Annotated in this window: 23 protein-coding genes; 13 read left to right on the top strand and 10 right to left on the bottom strand. The window is 66.3% G+C overall.

Features of this window, described 5'->3' with window-relative positions:
• Nucleotides 1–72: 72 nt before the first annotated feature.
• Nucleotides 73–288: a TIGR02450 family Trp-rich protein gene (locus ACA097_RS01675; RefSeq protein ID WP_043251710.1), complete on the bottom strand. Its 216-nt coding sequence runs from the start codon at nt 286–288 to the stop codon at nt 73–75.
• 282 nt (nt 289–570) lie between these two features.
• On the opposite strand from ACA097_RS01675, the gene hemH reads away from it, so the two are divergent.
• Nucleotides 571–1,596, top strand: coding sequence for a ferrochelatase (gene hemH, locus ACA097_RS01670; protein WP_371368084.1), 1,026 nt, complete (start codon nt 571–573; stop codon nt 1,594–1,596).
• Between the two features lie 112 nt (nt 1,597–1,708).
• Here the strand turns inward: hemH and glsB are convergent, their stop codons facing one another.
• The gene (glsB, locus tag ACA097_RS01665) at nt 1,709–2,617 is read right to left on the bottom strand and encodes a glutaminase B (RefSeq protein WP_043251714.1); all 909 of its coding nucleotides are present in this window, start codon (nt 2,615–2,617) and stop codon (nt 1,709–1,711) included.
• 502 nt (nt 2,618–3,119) lie between these two features.
• On the opposite strand from glsB, the gene ACA097_RS01660 reads away from it, so the two are divergent.
• The 8 genes from ACA097_RS01660 to ACA097_RS01625 all read left to right on the top strand — a co-directional run bounded on the left by ACA097_RS01660 (nt 3,120) and on the right by ACA097_RS01625 (nt 11,854).
• A complete protein-coding gene (locus ACA097_RS01660; RefSeq protein WP_371368081.1) occupies nt 3,120–4,379 on the top strand; it encodes a cystathionine gamma-synthase family protein in 1,260 nt (419 codons plus the stop codon).
• A gap of 144 nt (nt 4,380–4,523) precedes the next feature.
• A complete protein-coding gene (locus ACA097_RS01655; RefSeq protein WP_371368079.1) occupies nt 4,524–5,963 on the top strand; it encodes an amino acid permease in 1,440 nt (479 codons plus the stop codon).
• Between the two features lie 47 nt (nt 5,964–6,010).
• Entirely contained in the window at nt 6,011–6,901 is an 891-nt protein-coding gene (locus ACA097_RS01650; RefSeq protein WP_371368077.1) for a LysR substrate-binding domain-containing protein, read from the top strand.
• Between the two features lie 19 nt (nt 6,902–6,920).
• Nucleotides 6,921–8,306 carry a threonine synthase gene (gene thrC, locus ACA097_RS01645; protein ID WP_371368075.1) on the top strand — a complete coding sequence of 462 codons (1,386 nt, stop codon included), beginning with the start codon at nt 6,921–6,923 and terminating at the stop codon, nt 8,304–8,306.
• Nucleotides 8,303–8,740: an Lrp/AsnC family transcriptional regulator gene (locus ACA097_RS01640; RefSeq protein WP_043251723.1), complete on the top strand. Its 438-nt coding sequence runs from the start codon at nt 8,303–8,305 to the stop codon at nt 8,738–8,740. Before thrC ends, ACA097_RS01640 begins: the two co-directional genes overlap by 4 nt.
• A 195-nt stretch (nt 8,741–8,935) precedes the next feature.
• Nucleotides 8,936–9,979: a homoserine dehydrogenase gene (locus ACA097_RS01635; protein ID WP_043251724.1), complete on the top strand. Its 1,044-nt coding sequence runs from the start codon at nt 8,936–8,938 to the stop codon at nt 9,977–9,979.
• Nucleotides 9,980–9,991: 12 nt separating this feature from the next.
• Nucleotides 9,992–11,410 (top strand): aldehyde dehydrogenase family protein, encoded by a 1,419-nt coding sequence (locus ACA097_RS01630; RefSeq protein WP_043251725.1) that lies wholly within the window; start codon nt 9,992–9,994, stop codon nt 11,408–11,410.
• Between the two features lie 96 nt (nt 11,411–11,506).
• Nucleotides 11,507–11,854, top strand: coding sequence for a RidA family protein (locus ACA097_RS01625; RefSeq protein WP_236658372.1), 348 nt, complete (start codon nt 11,507–11,509; stop codon nt 11,852–11,854).
• Between the two features lie 307 nt (nt 11,855–12,161).
• Here ACA097_RS01625 and ACA097_RS01620 read toward each other — a convergent pair whose 3' ends face one another.
• Nucleotides 12,162–13,148: a GlxA family transcriptional regulator gene (locus ACA097_RS01620; protein WP_371368072.1), complete on the bottom strand. Its 987-nt coding sequence runs from the start codon at nt 13,146–13,148 to the stop codon at nt 12,162–12,164.
• A gap of 112 nt (nt 13,149–13,260) precedes the next feature.
• On the opposite strand from ACA097_RS01620, the gene ACA097_RS01615 reads away from it, so the two are divergent.
• On the top strand, nt 13,261–13,902 hold the full coding sequence (locus ACA097_RS01615) for an HD domain-containing protein (RefSeq protein ID WP_160286745.1): 642 nt from the start codon (nt 13,261–13,263) through the stop codon (nt 13,900–13,902).
• A gap of 97 nt (nt 13,903–13,999) precedes the next feature.
• Nucleotides 14,000–14,650 carry an HD domain-containing protein gene (locus tag ACA097_RS01610; RefSeq protein WP_371368070.1) on the top strand — a complete coding sequence of 217 codons (651 nt, stop codon included), beginning with the start codon at nt 14,000–14,002 and terminating at the stop codon, nt 14,648–14,650.
• Nucleotides 14,651–14,685: 35 nt separating this feature from the next.
• Here the strand turns inward: ACA097_RS01610 and ACA097_RS01605 are convergent, their stop codons facing one another.
• Genes ACA097_RS01605 through ACA097_RS01580 form a run of 6 tightly spaced genes read right to left on the bottom strand, consistent with a single transcriptional unit; the run spans nt 14,686 to nt 20,399 of the window.
• Nucleotides 14,686–15,648 carry an aldo/keto reductase gene (locus tag ACA097_RS01605; protein WP_371368068.1) on the bottom strand — a complete coding sequence of 321 codons (963 nt, stop codon included), beginning with the start codon at nt 15,646–15,648 and terminating at the stop codon, nt 14,686–14,688.
• A gap of 22 nt (nt 15,649–15,670) precedes the next feature.
• The gene (locus ACA097_RS01600; RefSeq protein WP_371368066.1) at nt 15,671–17,287 is read right to left on the bottom strand and encodes a gamma-glutamyltransferase family protein; all 1,617 of its coding nucleotides are present in this window, start codon (nt 17,285–17,287) and stop codon (nt 15,671–15,673) included.
• Nucleotides 17,288–17,303: 16 nt separating this feature from the next.
• On the bottom strand, nt 17,304–18,083 hold the full coding sequence (locus tag ACA097_RS01595; RefSeq protein ID WP_371368064.1) for an amino acid ABC transporter ATP-binding protein: 780 nt from the start codon (nt 18,081–18,083) through the stop codon (nt 17,304–17,306).
• A 1-nt stretch (nt 18,084) separates the two neighbouring features.
• Nucleotides 18,085–18,852, bottom strand: a complete 768-nt coding sequence (locus tag ACA097_RS01590) for an amino acid ABC transporter permease (RefSeq protein WP_371368062.1) — start codon at nt 18,850–18,852, stop codon at nt 18,085–18,087.
• 11 nt (nt 18,853–18,863) lie between these two features.
• Complete coding sequence (locus ACA097_RS01585) at nt 18,864–19,673, bottom strand: ABC transporter substrate-binding protein (RefSeq protein WP_160286751.1); 810 nt, start codon at nt 19,671–19,673, stop codon at nt 18,864–18,866.
• A gap of 60 nt (nt 19,674–19,733) precedes the next feature.
• Complete coding sequence (locus tag ACA097_RS01580; RefSeq protein WP_160286752.1) at nt 19,734–20,399, bottom strand: GntR family transcriptional regulator; 666 nt, start codon at nt 20,397–20,399, stop codon at nt 19,734–19,736.
• A 445-nt stretch (nt 20,400–20,844) separates the two neighbouring features.
• Between ACA097_RS01580 and ACA097_RS01575 the strand changes: the two genes are divergently transcribed.
• Both ACA097_RS01575 and ACA097_RS01570 read left to right on the top strand, forming a co-directional pair.
• Entirely contained in the window at nt 20,845–21,075 is a 231-nt protein-coding gene (locus tag ACA097_RS01575; protein WP_043251741.1) for a hypothetical protein, read from the top strand.
• Between the two features lie 213 nt (nt 21,076–21,288).
• Nucleotides 21,289–21,645, top strand: a complete 357-nt coding sequence (locus ACA097_RS01570; RefSeq protein ID WP_084166789.1) for a YkgJ family cysteine cluster protein — start codon at nt 21,289–21,291, stop codon at nt 21,643–21,645.
• Nucleotides 21,646–21,893: 248 nt separating this feature from the next.
• Here the strand turns inward: ACA097_RS01570 and ACA097_RS01565 are convergent, their stop codons facing one another.
• Nucleotides 21,894–22,934: a sterol desaturase family protein gene (locus tag ACA097_RS01565; RefSeq protein WP_371368059.1), complete on the bottom strand. Its 1,041-nt coding sequence runs from the start codon at nt 22,932–22,934 to the stop codon at nt 21,894–21,896.
• Between the last annotated feature and the right edge of the window lie 299 nt (nt 22,935–23,233).

Below are 23,233 nucleotides of genomic sequence, written 5' to 3'. Positions count from 1 at the left end.
CGAGATGATCGGGTGCGGCAATGACCTTTAGGGGTCAATAATTGTACATTTAAGTTGCGCTGTACAAGTTTATCAATGCCAGCCGATGATCCAGGTCTCCGCGTCGCGCAGCGTTCGCCAGTCCAGCCATTGGCTGCGGCCGCTGTGCACCGCTTGCAGCTCCACGCGCAGCAGGACGCCATCGTCGTCGAACTCCAGGTCCGTCACCAGGAAATGCCTTTCGCGGTTCTGGGGGTGCCGCGCGGTCCATTTGGAGAGCTTCAGTTTCGCGGGGGCGAAGCGATTCATCAGGGGTTCCTCGGGCGGCTGAGGGTGGCTGTTGCGTGCCTCGCCCGGCGCGGGACGGTCGGACGACGAATACACCTGGGCGGACGCCCGGACGCCAGGCTTACGCCGTATTGATGAAGGCTAAAACTGTACATTATTTTTATTTTGTATAACATCGCCGCTCGGGTCGTCCGCTCGTTTCCCTGCATAGCGGGGAGTCCGGCCGGCCTGCGGACCGCTTCGGTTCGCCTCCTGGCGCCGCCCCGGCGCGCAGGCTCAGTCCCATACCGTCAGGAATCTCCCATGGCCAAGCAGGCACTGCTGTTAGTCAACCTAGGCTCGCCAGCCTCTACCCAGGTGGCCGATGTGCGTCGCTACCTGAACCAGTTCCTGATGGATCCCAACGTGATCGATCTGCCCTGGCCGCTGCGCCGCCTGCTGGTTTCGCTGATCCTGGCCCGCCGGCCCGCCCAGTCGGCACATGCCTATTCCTCGATCTGGTGGCCGGAAGGCTCGCCGCTGGTGGTGCTCAGCCAGCGCCTGAAGGAGGCCGTCGAGCAGTCCTGGCAATGCGGCGTGGTCGACCTGGCGATGCGCTATGGCGAGCCGTCCATCGAGCGGGTCTTGCTGCGCCTGGCCGGGCAGGGCGTCGAGGACGTCGTCTTCGCTCCGCTGTATCCGCAGTTTGCCCAAAGCACCACTACGACCGCTGTGGAGGAGGCAAGGCGCGTGCTTCGCAGGCACGGCCTGACGCTTCGCTTGCAGGTTCTCCCGCCGTTCTACGACGAGCCGCTGTACCTGCAGGCGCTGGCCGATAGTGCACGCCCCTACCTGGAGCAGGGCTACGACCACCTGTTGCTGAGCTTCCATGGCCTGCCCGAGCGGCACATCGAACGCAGCGACCCCAGCGGCAAGCACTGCCTCAAGAACCCGGATTGTTGCCAGCGGGCGTGCGGCGAGGTGCTTGCCAATTGCTACCGCGCGCAGTGCATGCGGACTGCCGAGGGCCTGGCCCGGGCGGCCGGGCTGGAGGCCGGTCGCTGGTCGGTGGGCTTCCAGTCGCGCCTGGGGCGGGCGAAGTGGATCGAGCCCTATACCGAGAGCCGCCTCGACGAGCTGGCCGCGGCGGGCGTCGAGAAGCTGCTGGTCATGTGCCCGGCCTTCGTCGCCGACTGCATCGAAACGCTGGAGGAGATCGGCGACCGAGGGCGCGAGCGCTTCCTCGCCGCGGGAGGCAAGGAGCTGGTTCTGGTGCCCTGCCTGAACGACCATCCCGCCTGGGTCAGGGCCTTGACCGAGCTGGTGAGCCGCGTGCCGCGCGAGCGCTAGAGGGGGCGGGAAAAGGGCAAGGGGAAAGGGGGCCGATTCATTGCTCTTGCTCCCACGTTGTCGTGGTGGCCAGGCTCAGCGTCAATGGAATGAATCTTCCCCTTCCTGCTGATCAGAACACCGACCAGCCGATCCGCGCACTCAGCAACTCAAGCGCCGCCATCCCGGCGTAGGAGTTGCCCGCGGCATTCAACTCCGGCGACCACACGCATACGCTGAATTGACCCGGCACGATTGCCACGATCCCGCCACCCACGCCGCTCTTGCCCGGCAAGCCCACGCGGTAGGCGAAATTTCCCGCTTCGTCATACAGCCCGCTGGTCGCCATGATCGAGTTCACCTGCTGGGTCTGGCGCCGGGTGAGGATTTGCTCACCGCTGTGTTTGCAGAACCCATCGTTGGCCAGGAAACAGAATGCCCGGGCCAGATCGAGGCAATTCATTTGCAGCGCGCAGTAACTGAAGTAGCTGCGCAGCACCGTCTCGACCTCGTTATGGAAGTTGCCGAAAGACTGCATCAGGTAAGCCATGGCAGCGTTGCGCGCGCGGAACTGGTACTCCGAGTCGGCTACACGGGCATCCATCGTCACGTGCGGATTGCCCGACAGGCGGCGCACGAAATCGCGCATCGACAAGATGGGGGCGGCGAAGCGCGATTGGTTGATGTCGCAGATCACCAGCGCACCGGCATTGATGAAGGGATTGCGCGGGCGCCCGCGCTCGAACTCCAACTGCACCAGCGAGTTGAACGGCTGGCCCGAGGGCTCATGACCCAGCCGCTCCCAAATGGCTTCGCCGGAGTGGCCAATCGCCTGGACCAGGCTGAACACCTTGGAAATGCTCTGCACCGAAAACGGCACCAGCGCGTCGCCTGCGCAGTAATAGCTGCCATCGTTGCCATAAACCGCGATGCCCAGCTGCTGCGCCGGCACGTCGGCCAGCGCGGGAATGTAGTCAGCCACTTTGCCCTTGCCGATCAAGGGACGCACTTCTTCGAGAATCTCGTTCAACAGCGTTTGCATGGAAGGCCCTGTTAGCAGTCCCCAGACAACGGAGCGGGGTAGCATCCTTGACGCAGGTTGCGTAGGAGAAATCACACATTCCGACTCCGGAAAAGGACAAGCGGACGGATTCATTTTTCCGTTTGCGGCAGGGCGCAATGCAGCACCCTGCCGGCTTTGTCGCCGTGAATCTCCATCAGGCGTTGCAACGGGCCGGCATCGGCGATAGGCGTTCATCCTGCCCGGGCTGGGATTCGCCGTGAGACCTGTCGCGGCTTCCTGGTGGCCGTCGACCAAGCGAGGGCCCGGGCCCTGCGCACCCGCGATCGAGTTCTGCAGGTCCAGGAGATGCCACGGCCGGCAGGTGGCCCGCCAGCCGAAACCGGAGGGCAGCCGGAGCCATTAAAAAAAACGGCTCTTAGACCCGGATAACATCGTTTTTCACCGCTCCGCCGCCTCCCTATAGTCCCCGCAGACAGACCCACGGGTCAGTGAAGTCATCTCAGCGTTGCGGGAACCGGATATGAACAAGAAAGTGGAAGTCGAACAGGGCAACACCGCCAGCATCGAGACCCGAGTGGTCTGGGGCGGCGAGCAGGTCCAGCATCCGTACAATGCGACCCAGACCCCGATCGTGGTCAGCGCCGCCTACGGCTACCAGGACATCGATGCCTGGTACGACGTCGCCCTGGGCAAGCAGCCGGGCTACATCTACAGCCGCATGAGCAACCCCACGGTGGCGACCCTGGAGGCCAAGCTCTGCGATCTGGAGCAGGCTGAATCGGCGGTGGCCTTCAGCAGTGGCATGGCCGCCATCAGCGCGGTGCTGCACACCTTCCTGGCAACTGGCAAGCGCGTGGTTTCGACCCGCGACAGCTACGGCGGCACCAACAAGATCTTCGAAGAGTTCCTGCCGCGCATGGGCGTGCAGGTTTGCCTTTGCGACACCCTGGACACCGAGGCCATCGAGCGGGAAATCGCCCGCGGCTGCGACGTCCTGTACCTGGAAACACCGACCAATCCGACCCTCAAGGTGCTCGACATCCAGCGCCTCGCGGCGGCGGCCAAGCGCGTCGGTGCCCTGGTGGTTGCCGACAATACCTTCGCCACGCCGTTGAACCAGAACCCCCTCGCGCTGGGCGTCGACGTGGTGGTGCACAGCGCCACCAAGTTCCTCTCCGGTCACGGCGATGTGCTGGGCGGCGTGGTCTGTGGCGCCGAATCGCTGATGGCGCAGGTGCGTCACTACCGCGAGATCAACGGCGCGTCGCTCGACCCATTCTCCGCCTTCCTGATCATTCGCGGCATCAAGACCCTGGCCCTGCGCCTTCGCCAGCAGCAGGCCAGCGCGCAGGCGCTCGCCGAGTACCTGTGCCACGAGCCGCTGGTGGAGTCGGTGAACTATCCGGGCCTGCCGCAGCACCCCGGGCACGCCGTGGCGCGGGCGCAGATGCGCGGCTTCGGCGCCATCGTCAGCTTCGTGCTCAAGGGCGGCATGCCGACCGTGACCCGCCTGCTGCCGCGCCTGAAGTTCGCCCACCGGGCCGGCAACCTGGGCGCGGTGGAAACCATCTACGGACCGGCGCGCACCACCAGCCACGTGGAGAACACCCTGGAGGAACGCCTGGCCCTCGGAATTTCCGAAGGGCTGGTGCGGATATCCGTGGGCATCGAGGACACCGCCGACCTGCTGGCGGATCTCGCGCAGGCTTGCGCCGTGGTACGCGAGGAACTGGCCAGGGAGGCTGAAGCGGTGGTTCGCCACCCCGAGCCACAGGTCTGAGACCTGTCTTGCGACGCCTGCCGCTCGGCGGGCGTCGATTCATGAAGTCGAACAACAACAAGACGCCAAGGCAATTCGATTCGCTCTGCCCAGATGCAGGTCGTAGCTACGTCCTGGCCCGCCCACTTTCATGAGAGTCCAACAATGTCCGTGCAGACCACAACAAGCAAAAATGCGCCGGCGCATTCCTTCAAACAGGACATGCAAACCCGCCATATCGTCATGCTCGCGCTCGGTGGCGTCATCGGCACCGGCCTGTTCCTGACCTCCGGCTACACCGTCAACCAGGCCGGACCGCTGGGCGCCGTGATCGCCTACATCATCGGCGCGATCATGGTCTACCTGGTCATGATGTGCCTGGGCGAGCTGGCCGTGCAGATGCCCGAAGTCGGCTCCTTCAGCAGCTATGCCACCCGCTACCTCGGCCCCGGCACCGGCTACACGGTGGCCTGGATGTACTGGCTGACCTGGACCGTGGCCATCGGCTCCGAGTTCACCGCCGCCGGCATGCTCATGGTGCGCTGGTTCCCCGATACGCCTGTGTGGATCTGGAGCGCGCTGTTCGGCATGGCGGTGTTCATCAGCAACATCGTCTCGGTGCGCACTTTCGCCGAAACCGAGTTCTGGCTGTCGCTGGTCAAGGTGCTCGCGGTGATCGCGTTCCTGGTGATCGGCGGTGGCGCCATCCTGGGCATCTTCGACATCAAGCAGGCGCATAGCGTCGGGCTGGGCAACTTCACCCGCGAGGGGCTGTTCCCGACAGGCTTCTGGTCGATCGCCATGACCCTGCTGGCGGTGTCCTTCGCCTTCTCCGGCACCGAGCTGATCGGCATCGCCGCCGGCGAGACCCGCGACCCGCAGAAGAACGTGCCCAAGGCCATCCGCACCACGGTGCTGCGCCTGGCGCTGTTCTTCGTCGGCACCATCTTCGTCCTGGCCACCCTGTTGCCGCGCGAGCAGGCCGGCGTCGTGGAAAGCCCCTTCGTGATGGTCTTCGAGACGATCGGCATTCCCTACGCCGCCGACATCATGAACTTCGTCATCATCACCGCGCTGCTGTCGGCCGCGAACTCCGGCCTCTACGCCGCCGCGCGCATGCTCTGGACCCTGAGCGACCAGGGCAACATGCCGCGCAGCTACGCCTCGCTGTCGCGTCGCGGTACGCCGTTCAACGCCATCGTGCTGAGCATGGCCGGCGGCATGGCTTCCCTGCTGAGCAGCGTGTTCGCGCCGGACACCATCTACCTCGCGCTGGTGTCGATCTCGGGCCTGGCCGTGGTGGTGGTGTGGATGAGCATCGCGGCCAGCCAGATCGCCTTCCGCCGCCACTACGTGGCCAACGGCGGCAAGGTGGAGGACCTGAAGTTCCGCGTCCGCGGCTACCCCTTCGTGCCGCTGGCGGCGCTGTTCTGCTGCGTGCTGTCCTGCGTCGGCATCGCCTTCGATCCGTCGCAGCGGGTGGCGCTGTACTTCGGCTTGCCGTACATCGCCTGGTGCTACTTCGTGTTCTGGCTCACCCGCAAGGGCCGCGAGCAGCGCAAGGCGTCGCAGTTGGCGGCGGTCGGCGGTTCCGAGGTTGCCTGAGCGACGCGATACTAGGCTGCTGGAACAGTCGCCATGAGGAGCCGTCGTTGAGCCAGAAAGCCTTGCCCCCGTTGAACTGGCTGCGCGCCTTCGAAGTGTCGGCGCGCCACCTGAACTTCACCCACGCGGCGGAGGAGCTGCACCTCACCCAGGGCGCGGTGAGCCAGCAGATCCGCCAGCTGGAAGGCCAGCTCGGGGTGGCGCTGTTCAAGCGCCTGCCCCGGGGGCTGGGCCTGACCGAGGAGGGGCAGTCGTACCTCCCGGTCGTGCAGGACGCCATCAGCCGCCTGGCGGTGGGCACCAACGAGATCTTCGGGCAACGCCAGCGCCGGCCGCTGAAGGTGCGCGGCAGCCTCTCGTTCCTGCACTTCTGGCTGGCGCCGCGCCTGGAGGACTTCCGCCGGGCGCATCCGCAGGTCGACATCCGCTACATCAGCAACCTGTGGGTCAAGGAACTCGATGCCGAGGACGACCTGGAGATCCGCTGGGGCAGCGGGCAGTGGGCCGGCGTCGAGGCGCAGCGACTGACCTGGGATTACCTGGTGCCTGTCTGCTCGCCGGCGCTGATGAGCGCCTCCGGCCTGCGCGAGCCGCGCGATGTGGCGCGGCTGCCGCTGCTCCACGTGCTGGGCTACGAGGAGGGCTGGGGCTACTGGCTGAAAAGGGTCGGGGCCGGCGATGTGGATTATTCGAGCGGCATGCAGTTCGACACCCTGGTCTCCACGCTGCGCATGGCGGAGCTGGGGCTGGGCGTCGCCCTGGCGCGCTCGTCGCTGGTCGAGGACCTGCTGCGCGAAGGCCGCCTGGTGGCGCCTTTCGCCCAGCGCATCGAGGCCAGCGAGTCGTTCTACCTGGTGCGCGGCCTGGGCGAGGCGCTGACCTCGGACGCACAGGCCTTTTCCAACTGGCTGGTGGCGATGGTCCACCGCCAAACATGAGTACGAACCTGGAGTGACGATGCAGTACACAAGCACGCGCGGCGCCGCGGCACGAGTGGATTTTCGCACGGTGGTCCTGTCCGGCCTGGCCGAGGACGGCGGGCTCTACGTACCGGTGTCGCTGCCGCAGTTCAGCGCGAACGAGATCGCCAACTGGTCCTGGCTGCCGTTCGACGAGCTGGCCTGGCGCGTCATCTCGCCCTTCGTCGGCGACAGCATCGACGAGGCGAGCCTGAGGTCGCTGGTGAGCGACAGCTATAGCCGCTTCCGCCACCGGGCCATCGCCCCGCTGCAGCAGATCGGCCACAACGAATGGGTCTTGCAGCTGTTCCATGGGCCGACCCGCGCGTCCAAGGATTTCGCCGCGCAATTGCAGATGCGCCTGGTGCAGCATTTCCTCGGCGAGAACGGCGACCGGGCGATGCTGGTCGGTGCGAGCAATGGCGATACGGCGGTGGCGGCCATCGAGGCGCTCGATGCCTGCCCGGGGGCCAGGCTGCTGGCGCTCTATCCGCGCACCGGCACTCCGGGCGACCGCATGGCGATCCTGCAGGCGGCGGATTCCGGGCGTGTCTGCGCGCTGGCGGTGGACGGCAGCTTCGACGATTGCCAGTCGCTGGTTTCCCGGTTGTTCCGCGAATGGCCGTTGCCGGGCGTGGTGCCTATCAGCTTCAACTCCACCAACTGGGTCGGCGTGCTGGCGCAGATCGTCTTCTACTTCCACGCCGCGCTGCAGTTGGGCGGGGGGCTGCGCCCGGTGGGCTTCAGCGTGCCGGCGGCCAGCTTCGCCGAGATCTACGCCGGCTTCATCGCGCAGAAGATGGGCCTGCCGATCAACCAGATCATCGTGTCCACCAACCGCAACGACGCGCTGCACCAGTTCATCCATAGCAACCGCTACAACACGGGCTCATCCAGCCACACGCTATCGCCGGCCATGGACTTCTCGCTGTTCTCCAACCTGGAACGCTTCGTCTGGGAGCTCTACGAGCGCAACGGCCCGGCGACCCGCGCCCTGATGGAGCACTTCGAGCAATGCGGCGAGCTGAGCATCGGCAACCGCCAGTGGCTGCAAGCCCGCATGCTGTTCGACTCCTACGCGGTGGGCGATGCCCAGACCCGCGAGGAGATCGCCACGCTGTTCCGCGAAACCGGTTGCGCGGTGGACCCGCACACAGCCACGGGCGCCTTCGCCGGGCGCCTGCACCGGCGCAACATCGGCGCGCCCATGGTGACGCTCGGGCAGATCGCGCCGGAGAAGTCGGCGGCGCTGCTGGCCGAGCTCGGGGCCTGGCACGGCGAGGTGCCGGCCAGCGCCGCCCTCGGCGCCCCGGCGCGGGTGCTAGGCCGTGACGACCTGCAGGGTCTCGGCGAAATCCTGGCGCAGTTGCAGGCCGGCCGATGAAGCGAATCCTCGACCCGCTCGACGAACGCATCCTCGCCGAGCTCACGGCCAACGCGCGGATCGCCCACGCCGAGCTGGGCGCGAAGGTCAACCTGTCGCGCAATGCCGTGCGCCAGCGCATCGAGCGCCTGGAGCGCGATGGCGCCATCCAGGGCTACACGTTGCGCATCGGCGAAGGCCGGCGCCCGGCCTCGCTGATCAGCGCGGTGATCTTCGTCTACCGCTACGACCGCATGCGCGGCGAGGCGGTGCTCGACGCGCTGCGCGGCATCCCCGAGATCGTGCAGTGCGAGGTGCTCAGCGGCGAGTTCGACCTGATGCTGCGGGTCGAGGCCGCGAGCCCCGAGCGCGTGCACCTGGTCTGGAAGGAAATCGCCGCCATGCCCGGCGTCGAGAACACGGTGACTTCGTTCGTTCTCTCGGCGGTGATCTGACCCTTACCGCCCCAACCGACCGCTGTATCGCCAACGCCGCCCGGGCACTGTCCGGGCGGCGTTTTTTCGTTGTGGCGCGGGCTGCCCGGGACTGGGCAAAACGCCCAACAAATACAGCGTTTTGACCTATTCAACTGCCATGGCCCGAACCCTAGGCTGAGCTCCATCGAACAACAGCCTGGAGGAAGGCAAACCATGACCGAATACAAGATCGCCCTCGTTGGCTTTGGTGGTGTGAACCGTGGCCTGGCCCAACTGATCGCCGAGCGCAACGCCACCTGGCAGGCCGAGCTGGGCTTCAGCCTGAGCATCGTCGGCGTCACCGACCTGTTCCTGGGCTCGATCATCGACCGCAACGGCCTGGACGCCTCGACCCTGGCCAGCCTGCCGGCGGCCAAGGGCGCCTTCGCGCAACTGCCCGGCGGCTCCGCCGAAGCCTTCAACGAAGCGGTGATCAAGCAGTCCGGCGCCGACATCGTCGCCGAAGCGACCTTCACCAACCCGGTGGACGGCGAGCCGGCGGCGACCTTCTGCCGCTGGGCCCTGGAGGCCGGCAAGCACGTGGTCACCACCAACAAGGGGCCGATCGCCCTGCATGGCGCCGAGCTCAAGCAACTGGCCAAGGCCAACGGCGTGGCCTTCGAGTACGAAGGCTCGGTGATGAGCGGCACCCCCGTCCTGCGCCTGGCGAACAAGACCCTGGCCGGTGCCGAGGTGCGTGGCTTCGAAGGCATCCTCAACGGCACCTCCAACTACGTGCTGACGCGCATGGAGGAGGGCCTGAGCTTCGACGAGGCGGTGGCCAAGGCCCAGGAACTGGGCTACGCCGAGGCCGATCCGAGCGCCGACGTGGATGGTTATGACGTGCGCCTGAAGGTCGTCATCCTGGCCAATGAACTGCTCGATGCGCACCTGCAGGTCAGCGACGTCGCCTGCAACGGCATCCGTGGCATCAGCTCCGCCGACATCGAGCGGGTGCGTGACTCGGGCGCGCGCTGGAAGCTGATCGGTTCGGCCCGCCGCGAGGACGACGGTTCGGTGCGCGCCAGCGTCGAGGCCCGCCTGCTGCCGAGCTGGCACCCGCTGATCGGCATTTCCGGCGCCACCAATGCGGTGTCCTTCGAGACCGCGCTGCTGGGCGCAGTGACCGTTTCCGGACCGGGCGCCGGACGCATCGAGACGGCCTTCGCGCTGCTCTCGGACATCGTTGCCATCCACGCATCCCGCCACAAGGCCTGAGGAACGAAGCCCATGAGCCCGACTACCGCATCCCTGGCCGCGACCCCGCAGCCCACCCAGATCGACGTGTTCAGCCCCTTCGACGGCAGCCTGGTCGGCAGCGTGCCTTGCCTTGGCCCGCAGGACGTCCCGGGCCTGCTCGCCATCGCCCGCCAGGGCGTGCGTGAAAGCGCGGCACTGCCACGGCACCGCCGCGCGAGCATCCTCGAGCGCACCGCGCAGCTCATCGAACGCGATGCCGCCGATTTCGCCGGGCTGATCGTCGACGAGGCGGGCAAGACCCTGCGCCAGGCGGAAAAGGAAGTGAAGCGCTGCATCAACACGCTGAAGCTTTCCGCCGAGGAAGCGCGGCGCAATGCCGGCGAGGTCGTGCCCTTCGACGCCTATGAGGGCTCGGAATCGCGCCATGGCTGGTTCACCCGCGACCCGCTGGGGCTGATCCTCGCCATCACGCCCTACAACGACCCGCTGAACCTGGTCGCCCACAAGCTGGGCCCGGCCATCGCCGGCGGCAACTCGGTCATCCTCAAGCCTTCGGAGCTGGCGCCGCTGTCCGCGCTCAAGCTGGTCCAGTACCTGGTGGAAGCCGGCCTGCCGGAATCGGTGGTGACCGTCGCGACGGGGGGCGCCGACCTTGGCCGGGCGCTGGTGGCGGTGCGCGAGGTGCGCATGATTTCCTTCACCGGCGGTTTCGCCACCGGCGAGCAGATCGCACGGGGCGCCGGCCTGAAGAAGCTCGCCATGGACCTGGGCGGCAACGCCCCGGTCCTGGTGCTGGAGGACTGCGACCTGGGCGCCGCCGTCGAGTCCTGTGTATCGGGCGCCTTCTGGGCGGCCGGGCAGAACTGCATCGGCACCCAGCGCATCCTGGTCCAGGCGTCGATCTACGAGCAGTTCCGCGAGCGCTTCGTCGAACTGACCCGCGCCATGGTGCTCGGCGATCCGGGGCGGCGCGAGACCGATATCGGCCCGATGATCACCGAGGCGTCCGCGCGGCGGACCGAGCAGCTGGTGAGCGAGGCGCTGGTCGAGGGCGCGCGCCTGCTGTGCGGGCACAAGCGCCAGGGCGCGCTCTACGCGCCCACGGTGCTGGAGAATGTCGGCCACGACAGTCGCCTCTGGCGCGAGGAGGCCTTCGCCCCGGTGGTCATGCTGGAGCCGTTCGACGACCTGGAGCAGGCGGTGGCGGCGGCCAATGCGCCGGAGTACAGCCTGCACGCCGGCCTGTTCACCCGCGACCTGTCCCTGGCGCTGTCGCTGGCCCGGCGCATCGAGGCCGGCGGGGTGATGGTCAACGACTCCTCCGACTACCGCTTCGATGCCATGCCTTTTGGCGGCTCCAAGTACGGCAGCCTCGGCCGCGAAGGCGTGCGCTTCGCCTACGAGGACATGACCCAGCCGAAGGTGGTGTGCATCAACCAGCTCGATTGAGTTCGGCTGACGACCTTCACGGCCGTCATTTTCACCGGGTGGGTCCGCTCGCCGCGCCACCCGGTGTTTTTTCAGCGCATCGACAGGGAGCAAGCGATGATCACGCGTTATGCAGAAGGCGCCAGGATGTCCCTGGCGGTGGCCTTCGGGCCCTTTTTCGAGACCGCCGGCGTGGCGGCGGAGGATACGAGCCAGGATGTGCAGGGGCAGCTCCGGGAGGTCCTGGCAACCATCGACGGGTTGATGGCCGAGGCGGGTGTCGGCAAGGAGCAACTGACCCGGGTGCAGATCTGGCTGGCCGATTACGCCCACTTCGATCAGGTCAACGCCATCTACGACGCCTGGCTGCAGGGCTATCCGAAGCCCGCTCGCGCCTGCGTCGGCGCCGATCTGGGGGAGGGCTACCAGGTGGAAGTGCAGGTGTTTGCCATCCGCGCTGTCTAGCTCGCCTGGCGCCTCTGGCTGGAGCATCGCCAGCCTCCTGGGGGGAAGGCGGGCCATGGATTCAACCGGTTGACGCAACAGACCATGGCGGTATGCCGCGAAGGGCTGGCCTGGTGCTGTTATGGACTCGCCCGGGAACCACCCATGCTCTTGCGGCCATGCGCAGCGACTTTGCCCTGGCGCCGATGGCCCTGGCTAATGGTCGCGCCCCCAGCGAAGCCGCCAGCGCCGGCCAGGCCTGCCTTGCGTAACGCGACCACGTAGGCGCCAGCAGCCCCGCAATGAATACCGGACAGGGCATCCTGTCTCACTCCAGCACCGTTGCGTGACGCTTGCGATACTCCGCCGGCGTCACCCCCACGACGCGCATGAACGCCCGCCGCAACGTGTCGACGCTGGAGAAGCCGCATTCCGCCGCCACCTGCTTGGGCACGATGTTTCCCTCCTCGAGCAGGAGCCTCGCCGCCGACACCCGCGCGGCCTCAACCCAGCTGGCAGGCGTTAAGCCCACTTCGTCGCGAAACAGACGCGACAGGTGCCTTGGGCTGACGCCGATGCGCGCCGCCAGGCTCCGCACATCGTGGGGTTGCGCCGGATGTGCCGCGACCCAGCGCTGCAGCTCCTGCAATGCCGAGCGATTCGCCGCCGCGGGCGCTTCGCGGCGGCTGAACTGCGCCTGGCCGCCGGGGCGTTTGAAGTACATCACCAGCTGGCTGGCGACCTTCAGGGCGATGTCGCGGCCCAGGTCTTCCTCGACCAGGGCCAGTGCCAGGTCCATGCCGGCGGTGACGCCCGCTGCCGTGCGCAGCTTGCCGTCGCGCACGTGGATCGCATCGGCATCCACCGTCACCTGCGGATAGCGCCTGGCCAGTGGATCGGCCACCGCCCAGTGCGTGGTGATGCGCCGGCCATCGAGCAGGCCGGCCTCGGCCAGGAGGTAGGCTCCGCTGCAGACGGAGCCGAAGCGGCGGGCCAGGGGCGCCGTGCGACGTATCCAGTCGAGCACCCGCGGCTCGGCGGGCGCGTCGCCCACGTGCGGCGCGCCGGCGACCAGCAGCGTGTTGAACCTGGGCAGGCTCGTCGCTTGGGGATCGTCCTCGATCACGATGTCCGGCAGCAGCCTGGCGCCCGACGACGCCCGCAGCGGACCGTGGCGCAGCGCTACCACCTGCAGGCGGTAGATCTCGGCGCCGGCTTGCACGTTGGCTTCGGCGAAGACGTCGAGCGGGCCGGATATGTCCAGCAACTGGAAGCCTTCGATGGCCAGAAGGCCGATGTTGCGTGCGGTAGGCATGGCGGGTGTCCGGAATGTTCGTGGATGGCTCGATTCGTCGTATTAATACGATTGAGGACATTGTGCGGCGGCTCATAGACTCGACACAACCCCCACCGAACAGGAGTCGACCATGAGCCTCACACTCGGCGACATCGCCATTCCCGACAGCAAGCTGGCCCGCGAAATCACCGAGCTGGTGCGCGATACCGAATCGCCTTTGCTGTTCCACCACTCCAGCCGCGTCTACTACTGGGCGGCGCTGGCGGGCCGGCATCGCGGGCTGCGCTACGACGCGGAACTGCTTTACGCCGGCGCCATGTTCCACGACATGGGGCTGACCGCTGCGCACAGCAGCCATGACAAGCGCTTCGAGGTGGATGGCGCCAATGCGGCCGCGGACTTCCTGCGCAGTCGCGGCATCGGCGAACGCGAGGTGGAGAAGGTCTGGACCGCCATCGCCCTGCACACGACGCCGGGCATTCCCGAGTTCATGGCGCCGGAGATCGCGCTGGTGACGGCAGGCGTGGAGATGGATGTGCTCGGCATCCGCTACCACAGCTTCGCCGAGGCCGACCGCGAAGCCGTGGTGCACGAGCATCCGCGTACCGAGCAGTTCAAGGAGGACATCATCCAGGCCTTCTACGACGGTATCCGGCACAAGCCCGAGACCACCTTCGGCAACGTCAAGGCCGATGTGATTTGCGACAAGGAGCCGCATTTCCATCGAGGCAACTTCTGCAGCGTGATCCGCGCATCGGCCTGGAAGGGTTGAGCGGGCCGCCCGGGAGATGAACGCCCCCGGCGTTGCCCGCTCCCTCGGCAACGTCGGGGTAAGCAGGTAGATGAACCAGACGAAGGAGGTAGTGACCATGCAAACGAAAACCACGCGCGGCGCTGCGCTGCCGGACAGCCAGTTGGCACGCGAGGTCAGGCAGCTCATCCGGGACACCTGCAGCGAACTGCTGTTCGCGCATTCCACGCGCGTCTATCTGTGGGGCGCGTTGCTCGGCGAGCGACGGGGCCTGACCTTCGACCCCGAACTGCTCTATGTCGCCGCCATGTTCCACGACATCGGCCTCACGGCGCTCTATCGCGACAGCCAGCTGCGCTTCGAGGTGGATGGGGCGAACGCCGCACGCGATTTCCTGCGCAGCCATCGCATCAGCGAATCCGACATCGACAAGGTCTGGAATGCCGTCGCGCTGCATACCACGCCGGGGATTGCGGAGCACATGCATGCCGAAATCGCCCTGCTGCAGGCGGGGGCGGGCATGGACGTGGCCGGGCGGGGATTCGAACAGTTCACCGATGAAGAAAGGAGCCTGGTGCTGGCGGACTATCCCCGCGAGCGCGATTTCGCCAACCGGATGATCGACACCTTCTACCAGGGCATGAAGCACCGCCCCGCGAGCACCTTCGGCACCTTCAACGACGACTTCCTCGCCCACCGGGATCCCACCTTCGAGCGGGTGGACCTGTGCAACATCATTCTCCATTCCCGGTGGGAAAAACCGTGCTGAGCGCTGGCCGGCTCGCCCAGCACGGAGCGCCTTCTCTACGCCGTTGTGGCGCGGCTGGCGCCGTTCAGGAGTGCCAGGCTTTCGCTATCGAGCTGCAAGGTGCTGGCGCGGATCAGGCTGGCCATCTGGGTTTCGCTGGTGGCGCTGGCGATGGGGGCGGTGATTCCCGGCTGCTGGCGTAGCCAGGCCAGCGCGGCTTCCGAGGGGGCGATGCCGTGGCTTTCGGCGACCTGGTCGAGGGCGGCCAGGATGCGCATGCCGCGCGCGTCGAAGTACTTCTCCAGGTCTTCGCGGCGGGCGCTGTCGCCGAGGTCGGCCAAGCGACGGTACTTCCCCGAGAGGAAGCCGGAGGCGAGGCTGAAATAAGTCACCACCGCGCAGCCTTGCTGGATGGCGATTGGCAGGCTTTCGGACTCGAACCCCGCGCGGTCGTAGAGGTTGTATTCCACCTGCAGCGCCGAGTAGGGCGGCAGGTCCAGTTCGTCGGCGGTCGCCCTGGCCGCCTGCAACTGGGCCGGGCTGAAGTTGGAGGCGCCGATGGCGCGGACCTTGCCGGCGGTGACCAGGTCCTCGTAGGCGCGCAGGGTTTCCTCGTGCGGCGTCTGCGGGTCCGGGTAGTGCGAGAAGTAGAGGTCGATGTAGTCGGTCTGCAGGCGTCGCAGCGAATCCTCCGCCGCCTGCAGTATCCAGCGTCGCGAGAGTCCCTTGCGGGTCGGCGAGAGCTCGGCGCCTACCTTGGTGAATAAGGTAATGCGGTCGCGCTGCCCGGGCCGGGAGGCGAGCCACTTGCCGATGATGCGTTCGGACTCGCCGCCGCTGTGGCCTGGCACCCACGTCGAATACATGTCCGCGGTGTCGATGCTGTTCAGTCCGGCATCGAGGAAGGTGTCGAGCAGGCGCAGCGAGCGGCTCTCGTCGATCGTCCAGCCGAACACGTTGCCGCCCAGGACGAGCGGGGAAATGGCCAGTTCGCTGGCCGGAATGGATTTGAGGGGCATGTTGGCTCCTGGCCGATAGCTGTCAGCAGACCGCGATGTGCGAGTCGGCCCGTGGTTCAGTCCCGCCGCAGAGCACGCCGGTTTGCGGGTCGCGGACGATGATCTGGCCGCGACCGTAGTCGGTCAGGTCGCAGGCGATCTCCACCTCGTGGCCGCGGCGGGCGAGGGCGAAGGCCAGGTCGCGCGAGGCGCTCTGCTCGATGCCCACCTTCATCCCGCCCAGCCATTGCCAGCGCGGGGCGTCCAGCGCGGCTTGCGGGTTGAGGCCGAAGTCCACCAGGTTCATCACCACCTGCACGTGGCCTTGCGGCTGCATGTAGCCACCCATGACGCCGAACGGGCCGACCGCCACGCCGTCCTTGCTGAGGAAGCCGGGGATGATGGTGTGGAAGGTCTGCTTGCCCGGGGCCAGCGCATTGGCGTGGGCCGGGTCGAGGCTGAACTCCGAGCCGCGGTTCTGCAGGGCGATGCCGCTGTCGGGCAGCACCACGCCGGAGCCGAAGCCGTGGTAGGCGCTCTGGATGAACGAGACCATGTTGCCTTCGCCGTCGGCGGTGGCGATGTACACGGTGCCGCTGGCGTGCGGGTCGCCGTGCTGTGGGGCCTGGGCGCGCTCGCCGATCTCGGCGCGGCGGCGGGCGGCATAGTCGTCGCTCAGCAGGGTGCTGGCCGCCACGCGCATGTGTTCCGGGTCGGTGATGTAGTGCAGGCCGTCGGCGTAGGCCTTCTTCATCGCTTCCAGCTGGCGGTGCCAGGTGAGCTGGCTGTCGCGCTGGTCGAAGTCGAAGCCCTGGAGGATCTTCAGGGTCATCAGGGCGATCAGGCCCTGGCCGCTTGGCGGGATCTCCCAGACGTCGTAGCCACGGTAATTGACCTTGATCGGCTCGACCCACTTCGGCCGGTAGCCGGCGAGGTCCGCTGCGCTCAGTTGGCCGCCGGTGGCCGCCGAATGTGCTGCCAGGCGTTGGGCGATGCTGCCGCGATAGAAGCTTTCGCAGCGGGTCTCGGCCAGTTCGGCGAGCGTCCGCGCCTGCGCCGGGTTGCGGAACAGTTGGCCGGCCCTGGGCGCTTGGCCGTCGATCAGGAAGGTGTCGAACCAGGCTTGCAGCACCGGCTCGCGTTCGCGGCTGGCCTGGTATTCCGCCTGGGCGATGCGCCACTGGTGGGCGACAACTGGCGACACCGGGAAGCCGTCGCGGGCGAGGGCGATAGCCGGTTGCAGCAGGTCGGCGAAGGGTAGCTTGCCGAAGCGTTCGGACAGCTCGGCCCAGGCCGAGGGAATGCCCGGAACCGTGACCGGCAGCCAGCCGTGCACCGGCATCGTGGCGTGGCCCGCGGCCTTCACCTTGTCGATGGACAGCGAGGCCGGGGCGTAACCGCTGGCGTCCAGGCCGTGCAGTCGGTCCTTGATCCAGACGAGGGCGAAGGCGTCGCCGCCGATGGCGCAGCCGGTGGGCTCGACCACCGTCAGCGCCGCAGCCGTGGCGATGGCCGCATCGATGGCATTGCCGCCGGCGCGCAGCATGGCGATGCCGGCCTCGGCGGCCAGCGGCTGCGAGGTGGCGACCATGCCGTTACGGGCGAACACGCTCTGGCGCTGGGAGGCATAGGGGTATTCGTGGGCAGAAAAGCTCAGCATGGAGAGAGTCCTTGAATCACAGCACGCGACTGAGGAATTCCCGCGTGCGCGGATGATGGGGGTTGCCGAACACCTGGGCTGGCGGACCTTCTTCGATGAGCTCGCCCTGGTGCAGCACCACCACGCGGTCCGCCACTTCGCGGGCGAAGCCCATCTCGTGGGTGACGACCACCATGGTCATGCCTTCCTCGGCCAGCTCCTTCATCACCTGCAGCACCTCGCCCACGGTTTCCGGGTCGAGCGCGCTGGTGGGTTCGTCGAAGAGCATCGCCTGCGGTTTCATCGCCAGGGCGCGGGCGATGGCCACGCGCTGCTGCTGGCCACCGGAGAGCTGGGCAGGGTAGTGCTCGGCCTTGTCCGACAGGCGCACCCGGGCGAGCAGGCGGCGGGCCAGTTCGATGGCTTCGCCGCGCGGTACGCCGAGCACCTGTACCGGCGCCTCGATGATGTTCTCCAGCACCGTCATGTGCGGGAACAGGTTGAAGCGCTGGAACACCATGCCGATGTCGCGGCGGCGCCGGGCGATGTTGCTTTCCGAGTCGCGCACGAGCTTGCCGTCGGCACGCTCGCGGTAGCCCATCAGCTCGCCGTTGACGCGGATGCTGCCGCCCTGGATGTCTTCGAGCAGGTTGATGCAGCGGATGAAGGTGGTCTTGCCCGAGCCGGAGGCGCCGATCAGCACCACCACCTCGCCCTTGTGTACGTCCAGCGACACGCCCTTGAGAATCTCCAGTTCGCCGAAGGCCTTGTGCACGTCGCGGGCCTGGATCACCACGTCTTTCGCGGTCGGGATCATCTCAACGCCCCCTCAGCAGTTTCATGGCCTGCTGGCCGAACATCCGGCTAGGCGCCGGGGCGTGGCCCTCGGACTTGCCGAAGCGCGTCTCCAGCCAGCGCTGGAAGAAGCCCCAGAGCGTGGTCAGCAGCAGGAAGTAGATGGCCACCACCAGGTACAGCTCGAACACGCGGAAGGTCGCCGAGGTGACCATCTGGGTGCTCAGCAGCAGTTCCTGCACGCCGATCACGCTGACCAGGGTGGTGTTCTTCAGCATCACGTTGAACTCGTTGCCCAGCGGCGGAACGATGACGCGGAAGGCCTGGGGCAGGACGATGCGCCGCATCAGCTTGGCGAAGGTCATGCCCAGGGAACGCCCGGCCTCGTACTGGCCCTTGTCCACCGCGCCGATGCCGGCGCGGATGATCTCGGCCATGTAGGCGCCCTCGTTCAGGCCCAGGGCGATGATCGCCGCCTGGATGTTGCCGGGCAGGATGAACAGCCCGAGGTTCAGGTCCTCGAAGCGGAACACCCCGCCGGCGGCCAGCGCCGTGTAGAGGAAGACGATCTGCACCAGCAGCGGCGTGCCGCGCATCAGCCACACGTAGAATCGCACCGGGTATTGCAGCAGCGGGTTGGACGACAGCCGCATCAACGCCGCGAGCAGCCCCAGCACGCAGCCCAGGAGCATGGCGGCGACAGCGATCACGCAGGTCAGCCAGAGGCCGTACAGGTAGATGTCGCTCGGCTTGAGCAGGTATTGCCAGAACACGTCCCAACTGAAGTTCATGGCCGGTCACCTCAGTCGAGTTTGTCGCCTTCGATATGCCACTTGGCGAGCAGCGCGTGGTAGCTGCCGTCGGCCTGCATGTCCTTGATGATCTGCTGCACGGCTTCGCTCAGCTGCTTGTCTTCCTTGCGAATGCCCAGGCCGGTGCCGATGCGTGCGAATGCCGGTACGCCGATCTCGAAGAGGTCCGGTGCCATGCCCTGGTAATAGCCCGCCGTCTCCACGGTGGTGCCGTAGGCGTCGGCTTGCTGGATGCGCAGGGCCTGGAAGGCGTCGGTGTCGGTGTTGTAGACGACCACCGTCATCGGTGCCTTGCCGGCCTTCTTCAATTGCTCGTTATGGGCGTCGAGCAGGGTGCGGATGGTCGAGCCGTTGAGCACCGCGACCTTCTTCCCGGAGAGGTCGTCCAGGGTGTGGATCCCCTTGGGATTGCCCTTGGTCACCACCACGGCCTGGCTGGAGTACATGTAGTTGACCATGTCGATCACCTGGCGCCGTTCGGGCTTGTCGAACAGCTGGTCGACCAGCATGTCGCACTGCCTGGCCAGCAGCGCCGGGATCAGCCCCGAGAAGGGCGTCACCCGCCACTCGATCTTCTTGTCGCCCAGCCGCTTGGCGATGGCTTCGCCGAGGTCGACGGTGACCCCGGTGAGCTTCTGCGAGCTGTCGTAGAAGCCCATGGGCGGGGAGTCCATGCCGCCGCAGAACACCATCTTGTCGGCGGTCTGCAGACGGTCGGGGATCTTCACCGTGTCGGCGTGGGCGAGCGGGGCGGCCAGGCAAAGGGCGATAAGGCACTGCGGAATCCTGCGTACGAACATGTTCAGCTCCAGTGGGTGAGGTTGCCGGGGCAGTTCAGTGGGACAGGCGAAGGTCGGGTCTCAAGCGCCCGTTGCTTCGAGGAACCGGGTGAGCGAGGGCACGGTGCCCTCGATGTGCTCGCAGAGCACCCGCTCGGCTTCGCGGGCATCGCCCGAGCGCAGGGCGTCGAGGATCACGGCGTGCTCCTCGCGGGCGCTCATGGGCTTGTCGACGTGCTGCAGCCACAGGCGCATGTGCGGTTCGATCACCGAGTACAGCGCGGTGATCTGGCGCATCAGCCGCGGGCGCCCGGCCAGGCTGCAGAGGTATTCGTGGAAGGCGCGGTGACGGCTGACCCATTCGGCGCTGTCGTCGCGGTAGTCGTCCATTTCGTCGAGCATCCGCTCCAGGCGGGCGATGTCGCGCTCGGTGAGCTTGGGCACGGCGATGCGGATCGCCAGCCCTTCGAGGGCGCTGCGCATCTCGAAGACTTCGTGCATCTCCTCGATGTTCAGGCCGCTGACGATGGCCCCGCGGTTCGGCCGCAGGGTAACCAGGCCCTCGGCGTCCAGCCGTTTGAAGGCGCCGCGCACCGGCATGCGGCTCATGCCGATGTCGCTGGCGATGTCTTCGGCGACCAGGCGGTCGCCGGTCTTGTAGCGGCCGGTGCAGATGGCTTCGAGCAGGTAGTCGTAGGCCTCGTCTTCGGCGCTCATGGGTTGGCGCGGGGCAGGTACCAGGCGCATGGGGTCGCTCCTTTTGGATGTTTGGATCCAATTATCCATGAATTCAAAAAGGCAAAACCCATGCCACGAGCCTGTGAATGGATTCAAGTAATTGATTTTGCAGAGATTGATCAGGGGAGGGCGGTTTGCCTGAAGGCGGGGGGCTGGGGTGGAATGTAACGATGGTGTGCACGCATGGCCTTGTTCTGGTGCGTGACGGGCTTCTTCGTAACAGGCCTCCGGGATGACCCGGCAAGGAACATCGCCCCGTCCCCATTCGCAGCCCGGGTACCGCAGTCAACTCAGGCTCATCAACTGCGGAATGTGAATTGCATTATCATGTAATGATAATGGTTGATGCCCGGCGCTGGCGGCTCCAGCAGGAAGGCCGGCCGGTGCTGAGGTGAGTCCCCGGTTGCCGCAGCCACCGGGCCGCCGAGTAGCAAGACGCAGAGGGGTGCAATGAATGAGACGAACTGACGTGAGGGCCCGGCATGCCGAGGGTGTATCCTTCGACACCCATGTGATTGCCAATCCCACCAACACCAAAGAGTGGATCGTGTTCTTCAAGAAGAACGCCGGGAGAAGCTTTTTCCTGGTGGATGAGAACGAGGAAGTCGAGTCGTTCGCGCACCTGGATGACCTGATCCACGAACTGCGCGACCTCGGAATCAAGAGCGCAGAGATCCATATCTGAGTTGCCGGCCATTGGTATGCGCCTTTCTGGCCAGTGAAACGCGAGCAGCTGACCGGCCAGGGTGAAGGGTTCTGGATGGTCTGCCCGGGAATCGGCCTGGTGCGGTTTGGCCACGAGCGCTGCGCCTGGGAGTTCCTGGCGAGCGCAAGGCGCGCGTCGAGGCACCGCCTGGCTTCCGCTAACGATGAATGACGAAATGAGTTGGCCAATCAAGTGAGCTGTACAACCCGTCGAAAGATCGAGCACTTGCGTCGGCAGATTCCGGCTTTCGCCTGCGTGCCAGGCTGCCACGACTGCTGTGGGCCGGTGACCGCCTCGTCCGAAGAAGTGTCGCGACTCCCCGTGAAAAGCGACGCTGAGCATGACGCGGCCCTGGCGCAATGGAATTGTGTGCATCTGGGGGCGAACGGCTGCGAAGTCTACGAGGAGCGCCCATTGATCTGCCGCCTGTTCGGGACTACTCCGAGCTTGCCCTGCCCACGCGGTCGCGGTCCGGAAACGCCGACGGAGGCGCATGTCGAACGCCAGGTGCATGAATTGATTGCCAGCACCCGCCAAGTGCTGGTCTAGCGGACCTGCGCGAAGTTCATCGCCACGCTGGATGAATCGGCAGCGCACCGGCTGCATGGACTCCTGGTCACGTTGAACGTCCTGCTCCCGGGCCCTTTGCTGGCAGGGCTGCACAACAGAAGGGAGCAGGGCTGCGCAGATGCAGGGCGCCTGGTATTGCCCAACCCTGGACGTGAGCGACAAGCGCTTGCCTGGCGGGCGACGCGACGTTCAGGGTCATCGCGGGCTGCCGTTTCGCTCGTCGCCCGCTACGAATACTGCGTAGACGCTGCCTCGGTCGGCGCAGCCTTGGGCTCCTTCGCCGGGCGGAGCTTGCGGATCGTTTCCACGAAGGGCGCGGCGATCAGGCTGTAAATCGTCAGGTAGCGGTCTTCATGCTGCTCGCCGACGCCGAAGCGGATGTGCTCGGGCGTTGGGCTGGTGACGTAGAGCGTGCCGAACATCCAGTCCCACACCGACAGGTTGGTGCCGAAGTTCTTGTTGAAGTGCCGGGGGGAGTCGCTGTGGTGCACCTGGTGCTGGGCGGGGCTGTTCAGCACGTGCTCGATGATCGGCCCGAACGACAGCCAGACATGGCTGTGGCGCAGGTTCGAGGCCAAGGCATTGAAGATGAAGACCAGGTAGGTCACGCCGAACAGGGTGTAGCGGCTGACCTCTTCGCCGCACAGGTACCAGAAGACCCCCGCGTAGGCGCCAACGGTGATGGACGTCACCAGTTTTTCAACGATGTCTTCGACGAAATGGATGCGACTCGCCGTCACCGGCACCAGCACGGGCGCCGAGTGGTGCACCTTGTGGAACGCCCACAGCCAGCGGCTGTGAAACGCCCGGTGGACCCAGTAGTTCCTGAGGTCGTTCAGCAGGAACAACCCCAGCCCGTACAGCAGCGAGAGGGAGAGGCCCGCGCCCGTGCGTGGGCGTTCGCCCCACAGGCGGGTGAAGAAGGCGATGTAGTCGGCCGATTCCAGGATGTAGGGATCGACGAGACCCGCGATGGGCACTACCCAGGCGACGGTCAGGATGGCCCGCACGAAGTAGTAGCGGTAATCCAGCAACGCCGAGCGATGGAAGTGCACGCGGTTGCCGCCGATGAATTGCCAGAACGAAGGGGCGTCCGTCTGCCCGCGTTGCTTCCTGGATCGGTACAGGCCGTAGGCGACTGCATAGGAGATGAAGAGAAAGAGCACGCCGAGGCGACCGTTCAGGTCGAAGATGCCGCAGAACTGGTTGGAGACGGGCTCGATCACCAGTTCGCTCAGGTGGTGGTAGATCTGCGAGAAATCATTCACGGCGAATCGGTCTTCGTCGAAGGGCAGTGGCCAGTAACCGGCCTGCCCGCGGGTGCTGGGGCGGACCGGGCAGCAGGCTCGACCCTGTTCGGTTGTGGCTCTGAGTGCCTTAAGGATCGCTTCTTGTTTTTGCGGCGATCCACCGACCGCGCCGGCGCGGCGACGATGCGCTTCGGGCTACGCGCGCCTTGGGGTGGATCTTGCGTGAGTCGCAATCCTATTTGTTAGTGATTCCTAACGTCAAACGGCACGGCGCGTCAGCGCGTTTCGCTTGGGCTGGATGCCGATGGGGCGGCAGG

Source organism: Pseudomonas sp. QL9, assembly GCF_041409665.1.
Classification (GTDB): domain Bacteria; phylum Pseudomonadota; class Gammaproteobacteria; order Pseudomonadales; family Pseudomonadaceae; genus Pseudomonas; species Pseudomonas knackmussii.
The sequence above is the reverse complement of the archived record's forward strand: the minus strand, read 5'-3'. Positions and strand labels throughout refer to the sequence as shown.

Coding starts and splice junctions, on each gene's coding strand:
- ACA097_RS01675 (WP_043251710.1), bottom strand. CDS start 288: ATGAATCGCTTCGCCCCCGCGAAACTGAAGCTCTCCAAATGGACCGCG.
- hemH (WP_371368084.1), top strand. CDS start 571: ATGGCCAAGCAGGCACTGCTGTTAGTCAACCTAGGCTCGCCAGCCTCT.
- glsB (WP_043251714.1), bottom strand. CDS start 2,617: ATGCAAACGCTGTTGAACGAGATTCTCGAAGAAGTGCGTCCCTTGATC.
- ACA097_RS01660 (WP_371368081.1), top strand. CDS start 3,120: ATGAACAAGAAAGTGGAAGTCGAACAGGGCAACACCGCCAGCATCGAG.
- ACA097_RS01655 (WP_371368079.1), top strand. CDS start 4,524: ATGTCCGTGCAGACCACAACAAGCAAAAATGCGCCGGCGCATTCCTTC.
- thrC (WP_371368075.1), top strand. CDS start 6,921: ATGCAGTACACAAGCACGCGCGGCGCCGCGGCACGAGTGGATTTTCGC.
- ACA097_RS01640 (WP_043251723.1), top strand. CDS start 8,303: ATGAAGCGAATCCTCGACCCGCTCGACGAACGCATCCTCGCCGAGCTC.
- ACA097_RS01635 (WP_043251724.1), top strand. CDS start 8,936: ATGACCGAATACAAGATCGCCCTCGTTGGCTTTGGTGGTGTGAACCGT.
- ACA097_RS01630 (WP_043251725.1), top strand. CDS start 9,992: ATGAGCCCGACTACCGCATCCCTGGCCGCGACCCCGCAGCCCACCCAG.
- ACA097_RS01625 (WP_236658372.1), top strand. CDS start 11,507: ATGATCACGCGTTATGCAGAAGGCGCCAGGATGTCCCTGGCGGTGGCC.
- ACA097_RS01620 (WP_371368072.1), bottom strand. CDS start 13,148: ATGCCTACCGCACGCAACATCGGCCTTCTGGCCATCGAAGGCTTCCAG.
- ACA097_RS01615 (WP_160286745.1), top strand. CDS start 13,261: ATGAGCCTCACACTCGGCGACATCGCCATTCCCGACAGCAAGCTGGCC.
- ACA097_RS01610 (WP_371368070.1), top strand. CDS start 14,000: ATGCAAACGAAAACCACGCGCGGCGCTGCGCTGCCGGACAGCCAGTTG.
- ACA097_RS01605 (WP_371368068.1), bottom strand. CDS start 15,648: ATGCCCCTCAAATCCATTCCGGCCAGCGAACTGGCCATTTCCCCGCTC.
- ACA097_RS01600 (WP_371368066.1), bottom strand. CDS start 17,287: ATGCTGAGCTTTTCTGCCCACGAATACCCCTATGCCTCCCAGCGCCAG.
- ACA097_RS01595 (WP_371368064.1), bottom strand. CDS start 18,083: ATGATCCCGACCGCGAAAGACGTGGTGATCCAGGCCCGCGACGTGCAC.
- ACA097_RS01590 (WP_371368062.1), bottom strand. CDS start 18,852: ATGAACTTCAGTTGGGACGTGTTCTGGCAATACCTGCTCAAGCCGAGC.
- ACA097_RS01585 (WP_160286751.1), bottom strand. CDS start 19,673: ATGTTCGTACGCAGGATTCCGCAGTGCCTTATCGCCCTTTGCCTGGCC.
- ACA097_RS01580 (WP_160286752.1), bottom strand. CDS start 20,399: ATGCGCCTGGTACCTGCCCCGCGCCAACCCATGAGCGCCGAAGACGAG.
- ACA097_RS01575 (WP_043251741.1), top strand. CDS start 20,845: ATGAGACGAACTGACGTGAGGGCCCGGCATGCCGAGGGTGTATCCTTC.